Annotated in this window: 11 protein-coding genes and 1 tRNA gene; 5 read left to right on the plus strand and 7 right to left on the minus strand. The window is 31.7% G+C overall.

What is annotated here, in order from left to right; genetic code table 11:
- Positions 1-9: 9 nt before the first annotated feature.
- On the minus strand, positions 10-474 hold the full coding sequence (gene rimP / locus E0F76_RS11110; protein WP_132005672.1) for a ribosome assembly cofactor RimP: 465 nt from the start codon (positions 472-474) through the stop codon (positions 10-12).
- Positions 475-651: 177 nt separating this feature from the next.
- Between rimP and E0F76_RS11115 the strand changes: the two genes are divergently transcribed.
- Entirely contained in the window at positions 652-1,476 is an 825-nt protein-coding gene (locus E0F76_RS11115; protein WP_132005675.1) for a universal stress protein, read from the plus strand.
- Positions 1,477-1,529: 53 nt separating this feature from the next.
- Here E0F76_RS11115 and E0F76_RS11120 read toward each other — a convergent pair.
- Positions 1,530-1,600, minus strand: a tRNA-Gln gene (locus E0F76_RS11120).
- Positions 1,601-1,837: 237 nt separating this feature from the next.
- Here E0F76_RS11120 and E0F76_RS11125 point away from each other — a divergent pair.
- Complete coding sequence (locus tag E0F76_RS11125) at positions 1,838-5,140, plus strand: glycosyltransferase family 117 protein (protein ID WP_132005678.1); 3,303 nt, start codon at positions 1,838-1,840, stop codon at positions 5,138-5,140.
- A 90-nt stretch (positions 5,141-5,230) separates the two neighbouring features.
- Positions 5,231-5,881 carry a polysaccharide deacetylase family protein gene (locus E0F76_RS11130; RefSeq protein ID WP_132005681.1) on the plus strand — a complete coding sequence of 217 codons (651 nt, stop codon included), beginning with the start codon at positions 5,231-5,233 and terminating at the stop codon, positions 5,879-5,881.
- Here E0F76_RS11130 and E0F76_RS11135 read toward each other — a convergent pair.
- From E0F76_RS11135 to E0F76_RS11150, 4 genes are all read right to left on the minus strand, one after another.
- Positions 5,878-6,174, minus strand: a complete 297-nt coding sequence (locus tag E0F76_RS11135) for a thioredoxin family protein (RefSeq protein ID WP_132005684.1) — start codon at positions 6,172-6,174, stop codon at positions 5,878-5,880. The genes E0F76_RS11130 and E0F76_RS11135 overlap by 4 nt on opposite strands.
- 74 nt (positions 6,175-6,248) lie before the next feature.
- Entirely contained in the window at positions 6,249-7,484 is a 1,236-nt protein-coding gene (locus E0F76_RS11140) for a metallophosphoesterase (RefSeq protein WP_132005687.1), read from the minus strand.
- A gap of 205 nt (positions 7,485-7,689) precedes the next feature.
- On the minus strand, positions 7,690-7,875 hold the full coding sequence (locus tag E0F76_RS11145; protein ID WP_132005690.1) for a hypothetical protein: 186 nt from the start codon (positions 7,873-7,875) through the stop codon (positions 7,690-7,692).
- A gap of 296 nt (positions 7,876-8,171) precedes the next feature.
- Positions 8,172-8,351 (minus strand): hypothetical protein, encoded by a 180-nt coding sequence (locus E0F76_RS11150; RefSeq protein ID WP_132005693.1) that lies wholly within the window; start codon positions 8,349-8,351, stop codon positions 8,172-8,174.
- Between the two features lie 192 nt (positions 8,352-8,543).
- Between E0F76_RS11150 and polA the strand changes: the two genes are divergently transcribed.
- Both polA and E0F76_RS11160 read left to right on the plus strand, forming a co-directional pair.
- Positions 8,544-11,384, plus strand: coding sequence for a DNA polymerase I (gene polA, locus E0F76_RS11155; RefSeq protein WP_132005697.1), 2,841 nt, complete (start codon positions 8,544-8,546; stop codon positions 11,382-11,384).
- 98 nt (positions 11,385-11,482) lie between these two features.
- Positions 11,483-11,878, plus strand: a complete 396-nt coding sequence (locus tag E0F76_RS11160; RefSeq protein WP_132005700.1) for a hypothetical protein — start codon at positions 11,483-11,485, stop codon at positions 11,876-11,878.
- On the opposite strand, the gene E0F76_RS11165 is transcribed toward E0F76_RS11160, so the two are convergent.
- On the minus strand, positions 11,871-12,890 hold the full coding sequence (locus tag E0F76_RS11165; protein WP_132005703.1) for a LacI family DNA-binding transcriptional regulator: 1,020 nt from the start codon (positions 12,888-12,890) through the stop codon (positions 11,871-11,873). The two genes, E0F76_RS11160 and E0F76_RS11165, sit on opposite strands and share 8 nt — an antisense overlap.
- Positions 12,891-13,013 lie beyond the last annotated feature (123 nt).

Below are 13,013 nucleotides of genomic sequence, written 5' to 3' on the forward strand. Positions count from 1 at the left end.
ACTAATTAATTAAAATGTTACTGTAACGATTGCTTCTTTTATTTCCGTGTAAGGTATTTCTTTTATTTTTTGAACCGTTTCTTTTCCTTTTCCAAGTTTTTTTGGTTCTCTAGCTTTCCATGACAAAATTATAAAATTATCATTAGCTTCAACTAATTCTGCTTCAATTGTTTCAGTTTCTAACTTTACAATTAATGTTCTTCCTACATTTTTTATGTATTGTCTCACCATTTTTAAAGGAGACCCAACACCTACCGATGCAACTTCTAAAGAAAAATCTTGCTCTTCTCTGTCTAAATTATTCTCAACTGCACGACTTATATCAATACAATCCTGCAAAACTACACCATTATCATCATCTAAAGTCACGATGATTTTAAAATTATCTGTAATAGTTAAATCTATTAGGAAAACAGACGGCTTATCTAGTAATGCCTCAGCCAATAAATCGTAAACTTTCTCTTTAAATGCCATATTTTTTATAAAAAGAGGCACGCAATGCGTGCCTCATTATCTAGTTTTTTAATAAATAACTGTGCAAATATAGTGTTTTTTTTATAAATCAAAAAATCTTGTTTTACGATATTTTTTTTTGTAACTTTATTCCTCTCAATATCGCATTTTTTTATCAACCTTCTTAACATTTTTATTATGAAACGGATTTTAATACCTATCGATTTTTCTGAATATTCTGATGAGGCAATTAAAGTTGGAGCCAAAATTGCGAAAACAAACAATTGCGAAATTGTTTTATTACACATACTTGAATTACCTCATCAAACAAGCGATGTTTTTGGAGCCGGAAATAGCATCCCAGAAATTATGTTTTACAAAGAATCAATGATAAACAAACTTGATGAATTAATGGATATTGATGAATTAAAAGGATTAACCGTATCCAGAGCTTTCGAGTTTGAAAAAGTCGCCGAAGGAATAATTGATTCAAGCACAATAAACAATGTAGACCTAATAGTGATGGGATCAAAAGGGGTTACAGGATTAGAAGAATTACTTATTGGTTCAAACACAGAAAAAGTAGTTCGATTATCAACTATTCCCGTACTGGTGATCAAAAAAACAAACCGAGAATTTAAAACACAAAATTTTGTTTTTGCTTCTGATTTTTCAGAAGACACAAAAGAAGCCTTCAAAAAAATGCTGGATTTTGCAGTTTTTTTCAAATCAAATTTATTTTTAGTGATAATTTGCACACCATATAATTTTAAATCTACTCAAATAGCCGAAAAAATTATTCATGATTATATAGCAGATTTTGAAATAGACAACTACTCTACTCACGTTTATAATGATGTGACTGTAGAAAAAGGAATCCTTAATTTTGCGAATACTATTGATGCTGACTTAATAGGAATATGCACGCATGGCAGAACGGGATTATCCCATTTTTTAAACGGCAGCATTGGCGAAGACATTGCGAATCACTCCATTACACCTCTTATTACTTTTAGAATATAAATCACAAATTGTATAAAATAAAAAAACTCCTCAATTTCTTGAGGAGTTTTTTGTTGGTCTACAAGGACTCGAACCTTGAATGACTGCACCAAAAACAGTAGTGTTACCATTACACCATAGACCAGTACCATTGCTGTTAAGCGAGTGCAAATTTAATATAAAATTTAATTTCTGCAAATTTTTTATGACTTTTTATTAAAAAATTTTCAATTGGTGATTTAAAGGAGATATAACACTATCTAAAAACCAAAACTTTTGTTAAGACTCGTTTGTTTTTTTGGAAATTTACAAAAATGCCCGCTTCTTTAAGCAAAAAAACATTTTCTTTGCAAATCAAAAAAATAATTATTGAAATCTAAATATGACAGCATTCAATTTTAATAAATGGAATACAATTACCGGTTGGTCTGTTTTTGCAATCGCTTTAATAACCTATACTCTAACAGTTGAACCCACAATGAGCTTTTGGGATTGTGGCGAATACATTGCCACATCGGCAAAACTTCAAGTAGGACATCCTCCCGGAGCTCCATTATTTCAAATGATGGGTGCCTTTTTTGCCATGTTTGCAATAGACAATCTACATGTAGCTTTAATGGTAAATATGCTTTCTGTGTTTTCAAGTGCCTTTACAATATTATTCATGTTTTGGTCTTCCTCGATGATTTTAAAAAAAATAATTTCGAGATTTATAGACCCGAACACAAATGATGAACAAATACAATCAATAAGTAAAAATAACGCCATAGCAATCTTAGGCAGTTCAGCTGTAGGGGCTTTGGCTTTCACTTTTTCTGATAGTTTTTGGGCAAGTGCTGTTGAAGCTGAAGTATATGCGATGGCTTCTTTATTTATTGCTTTACTTTTTTGGCTAGGTTTACGATGGGAACAAGACATGGATTCTCCAAGAGGAAATAAATGGTTGTTGCTTATATCATTAGTGATTGGACTAACATTTGGAGTCCATTTTATGGCATTATTAACCATTCCCGCTATTGGATTTCTTTATTTTTTCAAACATTACAAAACGGTTACCGTCAAAAATTTCATCATTGCTAACGTATTTGTAGTAGCAATCTTACTTTTTATTTTTAAACTACTTTTACCATTAACCATGGCATTCTTTGGGAAGACTGAAGTTTTCATGGTCAATGAACTTGGACTTCCTTTTGATTCAGGAACTATCTTTGTCGTATTATTATTAGTTGTTTTCTTTTATTTTGGTTTAAAATACACTCAAAATAAAGGGTATGTACAGATTAACACTCTAATTCTTTGCATACTTTTCATCTTAATAGGATTTTCCACTTGGATGATGTTGCCAATCCGCGCAAATGCAAATACCGTAATCAATGAAAACAAACCATCAGATGCACGAGAGGTTTTGGCTTACTATAATAGAGAACAATATGGCTCAAATCCATTGTTTTATGGACCACAGTACACTGAAGCTTTTGCAGGTTTAGATAAAAACAATCCTTATTTAGACAAGGCTCCCAATTTTGAAAGAAATTATAAAACTGGAAAATACGACATTGTTAATAATTATAAAAATGCAGAACAAAATAGCGATGATGATCAAAAAACTTTTTTGCCAAGGTTATGGAGTGGTGATAATATTCAGAATTACATCAACTTCTCAAACCCACCACAATTTAAGATAAACCCCAATTATTCTTATGAAGAAGATTTGCCAAAATATGGAATAGATCCTAGCCAACTTTCGGAAGAAGACTACAATAAAGCCATAGCTCAATTAAAAGGTGAAATTGAAAAAACAGTTGCAGAGTTCAGACAAGCTTATGCTAAAAAACAAATTGACAATGAAGGATACATAAAGTTTCTGAAAAGCTATGGTGATTATTTAATCATAGAAAAACCTTCAACCATCGATAATTTTCGCTTTATGGCTGAATATCAATTTGGCTATATGTATTTCAGGTATTTAATGTGGAATTTTGTTGGACGTCAAAATGATATTCAAGGAAGGTACGACTATTATGACGGGAATTGGCTTAGCGGTATTCCATTTATAGATGAACTCCATTTAGGAACTCAACAAAATTTACCATCTGATGTATTGAACAATAAAGGACGTAATGTTTATTTCTTTTTACCTTTACTTCTAGGACTAATCGGGATTATGTATCATGCATCAAAAGATCGAAAAAGTTTTTATGTCCTTTTGATTTTATTCCTTTTTATGGGAATTGCATTGAAAATTTACTTGAACGAAAGGCCTTTTGAACCTCGAGAACGTGATTATGCTCTAGTGGGTTCCTTTTATGTCTTTGCTATTTGGATAGGATTCGGTGTTTACTCCTTGTACGAAAGTTTCCGCAACTACTTAGCACCTAAAATTGCCGGTCCTGTAATTATCGCTGCAAGTTTATTAGCCGTACCTGTACTAATGGCTTACCAAAACTGGGATGATCACGATCGTTCTGGAAAATATACTGCTACAGCATTGGCGAAAGCGTATTTAAATTCTTGCGATCCAAACGCTATTTTGTTTACCATTGGTGACAACGATACTTTCCCACTTTGGTATGCACAAGAAATTGAACATGTAAGAACCGATGTTAAAATTGTCAACACGAGCCTTTTTATGACAGACTGGTATATCGACCAAATGAAAACCAAAACTTACGAATCAAATCCGTTACCTATTTCCTTTACTCACGACCAATATGTGGGTGACAAACTGGATTATGTGGCTCATATTCAAAAAGTAAAAAGCCGTTGGGATATAAAAGATTTTATCAATTTTATAAAAAATCCAAAATCTACCGTTGAAATGCAAAACGGACAAACTATTCATTTCTACCCTACGAATAAAATTAGAATGACTATTGATAAAAATTCTATAATTCAAAACAAAGTGGTTTCACCAAAATTTAACGATTCTATTGTACCCTATATAGACATTGACATCAAAGGCAATGCAATTTATAAGAATCGATTAATGATGCTCGATATTGTAGCCAATAACAATTGGAAAAGACCAATATATTTTAGTCCTGGAGCTTTTGACGATGAAGATTATTTATGGATGAAAGACTACCTTCAATTAGAAGGAATGGTTTATAAGTTAGTCCCAATAAAAACAAAGTTTGACAAAGACACAAGCCCAATGGATATGGGCGGAATCGATGCTGACAAAATGTATGACATCGTAATGAAATGGGACTGGGGTAACAGTGGTGGAAACATTTATCATGATCCAGAAACTAGAAAAAACAGCATCTCTTATCGCTCTGTCTTATCGAGATTAATGGATAAATTGATAGCCGAAGGGAAAAATGACAAAGCACGAAACGTTATTGAAGTAGCAATGAAAAATATGCCAATAGACAAATTTGGATACTACTCTATGGTAGAACCATTTGCTAGAGGGTATTATAAAGTAGGAGAAAGAGAAAAAGCACAAGTCTTACTTCAAAAATTAATAATAAAATACCAGGAAAACCTGAATTATTATACTAAACTAAGTCAAGCGGATCAAGTAAACATTGCTGTCGATATCATAACCGACATTGAACGTTACAGAAGTTTGTTAGAAGTAATGAAAGAAAGTGGAGATGTCTCTTTTTATAATAAAAGCAGAACTCCATTTAACACTTACATTAAAGTTTTTGAAATTTTCGGACGTGATAAAGAATAATAATTAATACACACAAAAAATTCGGCTAGCGAAATTATTTCTAATTTTGCTAGCCGGATTTTAATTTTTGTCTATTTTAAAAAATTAATTATGAAATTTTACTGGATAAAAACTAACAGTTTCATTAAACAGATATTCTCAAATTATATTTGGGCTATACCAAATAATGACAACAAAGTCTATTTAACATTTGACGATGGTCCTACTCCAGAAATCACGGAATGGGTCCTTCAAGAATTAAAAAAATACAATGCTAAAGCTACTTTTTTCTGTATTGGAAAAAATATTGAAAAGCATCCTGATATTTTCTCAAAAGTAATTACCGAAGGTCACTCTTTTGGAAATCACACTTTTAATCACTTGAACGGATGGAAATCTTCCACTGATGAATATCTAGATAATTTAAAAAAATGTGAAGTTGTAATGTCAATTCCAAAATCTAAAATCCAAAATCTACAATCTAAAATCTTTCGTCCTCCTTATGGAAAAATAAAACCTTCACAATCTAAAAAATTGCGTCAATTAGGGTATAAAATAATAATGTGGGATGTTTTGAGTGCTGATTTCGACACTTTAATATCTAAAGAAAAATGCTTAGAAAATGTACTTCAAAATGTACAATCTGGAAGTATAATTGTATTTCATGATAACGTAAAAGCATTTCCAAATTTGGAATATACTTTACCTAAATCATTGATGTTTCTAAAAGATAAGGGCTTTGTTTTTGAAACGTTAAATTAAAGATGCTCTTGAACTAAACCAATTAAGGTATTAGCATCTAACTCTCCTGATTGCCTCCAAATCATTTGTCCATCTTTATAAATCATCAAAGTAGGAAGTCCTTTGATGCGTAAGGCATCAGCCAATTCCTGATTTTTATCTACATCTATTTTAATTACTTTTGCCTTATCTCCTAGAGCTGCAGCAACATCCCTAATTACAGGATGCATCGAAACTGACGATTCATTCCATTCTGTGTAAAAGTCAATTAACACAGGCACTTGAGTGCTTATAAGTTCTCCAAATTTTGACATAAAACCAACGAATTTAATTTTTCAAATGTTCTTAAAAGAGCTGTTTATTTTACAAATGTAGCATTTAAAACGAATTAAGCCACATTCCTACCTTTTTTTAGTTCAATTACAGTTATCTCAGGCATTATTCCTACTCTTCCTGGATACGCGTGAAATCCAAAACCTCTATTCACATAAATGTACTTTCCTGCTTTTTCATACAAACCAGCCCATTGATCATATACATATTGTGCCGGACTCCACTTGAAAATTCCAGGAATTTCAATACCAAATTGTAGGCCATGTGTATGACCAGCAAGTGTTAGATTAAAATCTTTACTGTGCTTATTTATTTCTGCATCCCAGTGACTTGGATCATGACTCATTAATATTTTAAACTCTTCTTTTGTTAATCCTTCAGAGGCTTTATGCAAATCCCCCGCTTTTTTAAAATGTACACCCCAATTTTCAACACCTACTAAGGCAATCTTATCATTTCCTTTTTCAATATAAGTATGCTCATTCAACATTAATTTAAAATCAATTTGACCATACAAATCCTTTATAGCCTTAAAATTATTTTCTTTAGCAGCTTGAGATGGCCAAGTAACATATTCACCATAATCATGATTTCCTAATACTGAAAATTTTCCGTATTTGTGATTTTTGATTCGGTTAAAGGTTTCAATCCATGGATGCATTTCTTTAGCATCAGTATTTACGATATCCCCTGTAAACAAAATCATATCAGAGTTTTGTTCGTTAACTAAATCAATAGCATAATTGATTTTCTCTGGGTTGTCAAAACTTCCGCTATGCACATCCGATATTTGAGTTATAGTAAAACCATCAAAAGCATCTGGTAAATCGGGAAAGAATATTTGTTGTTTGATTACTTTATAATTGTATTTGCCAATAGTCATTCCGTAAATCAACGAACTAAAAGGTATAGCGGCTAGTGCCAATGCCAATTTACTGACAAAAATTCTTCTTTCAGGCATAAAGGAACTATTTTTAACAGGACTTAAAAAATGAGTCACTGATCCTGTAAATAACCTATAAATATCCTCTAAGAGCAGAACTAAAGTTAAAAGTAATTTTGGCAACAAAGTCATTAATAAAAACCCCAAAGCAATCATAGTCATTTTTGTTTGGCCTACACTTCTATCAAAAGTCAAGAATTGAAAAGCAATAAAAACAATTATAGCGGCCGAAATGAATAGGTAAGTGTTCAAAAACATTCTAACGTTAGTAAGGGTTTTGACTACTTGAAAGGAATAAAATTCTACAAGTACAACTAATACAATAAAAGAGAGTAAGCGAAACATCATTCTGAGATTTTTTAACAAAAGTAATTAACTCGTTAGTTAATTACTTTTTATTAATTCAAATTTAACTAAAAACAAAACAAATAAATTACGACAAAAAAGGCTGACAAATCGCTTTATCAACCTTTTCATTAAAAAAAACATTCTTTAGGATCAATTTTTATTAAATGTTGTCCAATTAAAATCAATCCGTTCAATAAAGAATAGATTATTTTTTAGACTTTGTTGCCTCTACTTTAATTGGAGTTGTTTTTGCTAAAGAAACTTTAGTTTCTTTTTTAGCAACAGCTTGTTTTGCTTCTTTTACAGGAGTTGTTTTTGCTTGGGCAGTTTGAGCATTAACCATTGCAGTTGTACCTAAAAGAACTGCCACTAACATCATTACTTTTTTCATAATTTTAAATTTAATAATTAATAATTTGATTATTTTATGGGTCAAATGTATATTCGTAAGATGAAGATTAAATGAAGATTTGGCGATGTGAAAAAATTTAACTTTTAATTATACTTATCTTTAATTAGAAATAGTACCATAAATAGTTTATTAATATTGTACCAGATAGTCATAAAATAATTTACTTCTAAACATAAAAAAAAGCTGATAAATTACTTTACCAGCTTTGTAATAACCAATCGTTTTTTTTCTAATTTTAATGACTTGCATTAATAATTTAGAAAAACAAGAATCCGTTATTTTTTTTCAGTTGCAGCTTCCATTTTTGCTGCTTTCTCTGCTTTGTGTTTTGCGTGTTTTGCATGTTTAGTAGCTTTCACTTCTTTTGTTGGAGTTGTTTTGGCTGGCGCTGTTTGAGCATTAACCATTACACTTGTACCTAAAATAACTGCGATTAACAACAATACTTTTTTCATGATTTCTAAATTTAAAATTAATAATTTGTTATTTATAGATCAAAAGTATAATGGTAAAATGAAGATAAAATGAAGATTGTTTCAATCCATAAAAGTTTAACTTTTTATTGTGTTTTTGATTTTTAAAACAAAATAAAAATGAAAAGACTTTTTAAAACCCAATTGCTTATTTTTACAAACTAATATTTTTATATGTCAGCTCAAAAACGCCTTTTCCTTCTCGATGCTTATGCTCTAATCTTTCGTGGTTATTATGCTTTTATAAAAAATCCAAGAATAAATTCCAAGGGAATGGATACTTCTGCCATAATGGGATTTATGAACTCATTGATGGATGTTATCAAGCGCGAAAAACCAGATCATTTAGCTGTAGCATTTGACAACGGAGGAAGCAAACTAAGAAACGAAATATTTCCTGAATACAAAGCCCACCGTGATGCCACGCCCGAAGCCATAAAAATTGCACTTCCCTATATTCAAGAATTATTAAAGGCGATGCACATCCCTATTATTGAAGTCAAAGGATATGAAGCCGATGATTTAATTGGAACGATTGCCAAACAAGCCGAAAAACAGAATTATAAAGTTTTTATGGTCACTCCTGACAAGGATTTTGCCCAACTAGTTTCTGAGAATATCTTTATGTATAAACCTGCTCGAATGGGCAATGGAATCGAAATATGGGGAATTCCAGAAGTATTGGCAAAATTCGAAATCGAAAGACCAGATCAAGTTATCGATTTTCTTGGAATGATGGGTGACGCAGCCGATAATATTCCTGGACTTCCTGGCGTTGGAGAAGTTACCGCCAAGAAATTTTTGAAGGAATACGGTACTATGGAAAATCTTTTGGCCAACACAGACAAGCTAAAAGGTAAAATGAAAGAAAACATTGAAGCCAATAAAGAGAAAGGAATTTTATCCAAGACTTTAGCCACCATTATTTTAGACTGTCCCGTTGTTTTTGATGAAACCGATTATGAATTATCGACACCGGATATCGAAAAAACAGACGCGCTTTTCAATGAATTGGAATTTAGAAGAATGGCGGAACAATTTGATACTATATTCAAAAAAGGAGGGACAACTACAACAAATACTTCTGAAGATGAAGCTAAATTATACAAAAAAACACAACCCAAAAACGAAGAGCAATTCGATCTTTTTGGAAGTGCTATTTCCGAAGATAACACAGAAGAAACACATCATCAATTTTACGCAACTATAGACAATACGGCGCATTCTTATCAAATAATTCAAGGAGATTTGGGTGTTAAATTGCTATTGCAAAATCTACAAAATCAAACATCAGTTTGTTTTGACACAGAAACTATTAGTTTAGATGCACTACATGCTGAACTAGTTGGCATTTCATTTTCTTTCGAAAAAGGAAAAGGATTCTATGTTCCGTTTCCAGAAAATCAGCAAGAAGCTCAAGTTTTAATTGATAAATTCATTCCTTTCTTCGAAAATGACAACATCGAAAAGATTGGACAGAATTTAAAATACGATTTGAAAATTCTAAATAATTACAATATAAAGGTAAAAGGAAAACTATTTGACACCATGATTGCTCATTATCTCATTAATCCGGATATGCGCCATAATATGGATATTCTTTCTGAAACTTATTTGAAATACTCCCCAAAACCCATCGAAGATTTGATTGGCAAAAAAGGCAAAAATCAAAAATCGATGCGTGATGTCGCATTAGAGGAAATTAAGGAATACGCTGCTGAAGATGCTGATATCACTTTGCAACTCCAAGAACATTTTACATTGGAATTAGACAAAACCGAAACAAAAAAATTATTTGAAGAAATCGAAATTCCACTGATTCCTGTTTTGGCAGCCATGGAAACCGAAGGAATTAATTTAGATGTACCTTTTCTTAATTCTATGTCAAAAGAAATGGCTGTTGAGAGTAATGCATTAGAACAAAAAATCTATGAAACTGCTGGAGAGAAATTCAATTTGGCTTCACCAAAACAACTAGGTGATATTTTATTCGACAAATTAAAAATCGGTGGTCCCAAACAAAAGAAAACAAAAACAGGCCAATATGCCACAGGCGAAGAAATATTAAGTTATTTAGAAAAAGACAATCCCATTGTAAAAGACATTCTGGAATGGCGACAAATGGTGAAATTGCAAAGTACTTATATAGATGCTTTGCCTAACCAAGTCGATGCAAAAACTGGGCGTGTTCATACTGATTATATGCAAACGGTAGCTGCAACAGGTCGATTGAGTTCCAATAACCCCAATTTACAAAACATTCCGATTCGTACCGAACGTGGACGTTTAATTCGAAAAGCATTTATCGCACGTGATGAAAACCACACCTTGGTTTCTGCGGATTATTCTCAAATAGAATTGCGTATCATCGCCGCTTTGAGTGGTGAAGAAAATATGATTGCGGCTTTTAAAAATCACGAAGACATTCATAGATCTACTGCTTCAAAAGTATTTAATGTACCTCTTGAAGAAGTTACTAGAGAACAACGTAGCAATGCCAAAACCGTGAATTTTGGAATTATTTATGGAGTGTCTGCTTTTGGTCTTTCCAATCAAACTGACTTGTCTCGAAAGGAAGCTGCAGAATTAATTGAAGCCTATTATACTTCTTATCCAAAACTAAAATCGTATATGTCTGATCAAGTGGATTTTGCGAGAGAAAAGGGATATGTCCAAACGGTTTTGGGGAGAAGACGCTATTTAAAAGATATTAATTCGGCCAATGCTATGGTACGAAGTGGCGCTGAGCGAAATGCTGTAAACGCACCAATTCAAGGAAGTGCAGCGGATATTATCAAAATTGCGATGATTAATATTCACAAAAAATTAGTTTCTGAAAACTGGAAATCGAAAATGTTGTTGCAAGTACATGATGAGTTGGTTTTTGATGTTCACAACTCGGAACTGGAAAAAATTCAACCCATGATTAAACACGAAATGGAGAATGCGTTTATAATGGATATTCCTTTGGATGTTGAAATTGGAATGGGGAAAAACTGGCTAGAAGCACATTAGGAATAGTGGTCAGTGGTTAGTTTATAGTATTCAGTGTATGACACTAAAAAAGTAACCAATAAATAACAGAACCATAATTAAAAGGAGTAAATTCAAGAATGACTGACGATTTTAAACCATCAATAAAATCAAGAACAACAGAAGAATTATTGGCAATTGCAGGCGCTCCAAAAAAATGGAATGAAAGAGCATTAAAACTAGCTTTAAACGAACTGTACAACAGAAAAGTTGATACTAAATTAATCGATCATGCTAAATATGTAGAAAAAAGACAACTAGAATTCGAAGCTTTACAAAAAGCAACTAAAAGTTACCAAATTTCAGATTTTATTTTTAATCTAAAAGGAACACTATTTGAACTTATATTTACTTGGGAATTAAAAAAAGACGGATACTTACTTAAAGCACAACAACAAAAAACGTTCAGAATTAGTTTAATTGTAGTTATACTTTTAGTATATCTGTTAAAAGAACTTCTTCCTTCAACTACTTAGTCGATTCACGAAGTCTCAATTCTGTTTTGATAACCGTGGTTTTATACGGAAGTTTTTCGTCTTTACTTTCTAGTCTGTCAATAAGTAATTTTGCAGCAGCTTCGCCAATTTCTGGTCCATGTTGACTCACTGTAGTTAAACTCGGAGATAATCGTCTTGATGCAAGAATTCCATCGGCAAAACCTATTATAGAAAGTTTTTCAGGAATTTCATACCCTTTTTTGAGACTGATACGCAATGCAATTACAGAGTCATCTTCGTCTAAAGCAAAAATTCCATCAATAGTATTATTACTAAACAAAATCTCAGCTCTTTCTTTTAATTCCTCCTCTGAATTGGTTCTTAAAATCAAATTGTCATCAATAGCAATATTGTTTTTCTCCAATGCTTTAAGATAACCATCTGTCCTTAATTTTCCGACACTTAAATTATCAACCGAAGAAAACAAAGCTATTTTTTTGCATCCAGCATCAATTAAATGTTGTGTTGCATAAAGGGCTGAGTCAAAATCATCAACAATCACTTTATCACAATCAATTTCCTCGGCAATTCTATCAAACATTACTATTGGGGTACCTTCATTTATAATTTCTTTGAAATGATTGTACTCATTTAATTTTTGCGCTTCTTCAGAAACGGATAAAATAAACCCATCGATTGTTCCATTACTTAACATTTCTAAAGTGTTAACTTCTTTTTTTAATGATTCATTCGAAATACAAATAATCACATTGTAACCATTCTCTTCTGCATATTTTTCTATTCCACTAAACACTTTCGCAAAAAAAGAATTAAGGATATTAGGAATAATTACACCAATAGTTTTGGTAGATCTGTTTTTAAGATTCAACCCAATTACATTTGGTTTGTAATTTTTCAGCTTCGCGTATTCCTTTATTCTAACTTTTGTTAGCTCACTTATTTCAGGACTATCATTAAGTGCTTTAGAAACTGTAGAAACTGAAACATTCAATTCTTTAGCGATTTGTTTTAAAGTAGCTTTAGCTTTCATAATTCAACACGTTAAGGGGAAATATTCAAATAGCAATTATACAAACTATTCATATAATTATATAATAATACAAATTAAATATTTAGTTAATTTTACAATATAATCAACTAAAATACAGCGTAC

This window comes from Flavobacterium cellulosilyticum (genome assembly GCF_004349355.1).
Taxonomy (GTDB): Bacteria; Bacteroidota; Bacteroidia; order Flavobacteriales; family Flavobacteriaceae; genus Flavobacterium; species Flavobacterium cellulosilyticum.